General features: G+C 70.6%; 1 protein-coding gene. It reads left to right on the forward strand.

Features of this window, described 5'->3' with window-relative positions; all coding sequences use genetic code 11:
- Nucleotides 1–262, forward strand: a 262-nt coding sequence (locus ON27_RS29170) for a HAMP domain-containing protein (protein ID WP_043734659.1), incomplete at both ends; no start/stop codon positions are given.

Genomic DNA, 262 nt, shown 5'->3' on the forward strand with positions numbered 1-262 from the left:
GGACCAGCTGTCCGCGTTCGCCGACGAGGTCACCCGCGTCGCCCGCGAAGTCGGCTCGGAGGGCCGGCTGGGCGGTCAGGCGGAGGTGCCCGGCGTCGGCGGCGTGTGGCGCGACCTGACCGCCTCGGTGAATTTCATGGCGGGCAATCTGACCGATCAGGTCCGCAACATCGCCCAGGTCACGACCGCGGTGGCGCGCGGCGATCTGAGCCAGAAGATCACGGTCAGCGCCCGCGGCGAGATCCTGGAGCTGAAGAACACC

The sequence above is a fragment of the Nocardia asiatica NBRC 100129 genome (assembly GCF_000308415.1).
Taxonomy (GTDB): domain Bacteria; phylum Actinomycetota; class Actinomycetes; order Mycobacteriales; family Mycobacteriaceae; genus Nocardia; species Nocardia asiatica.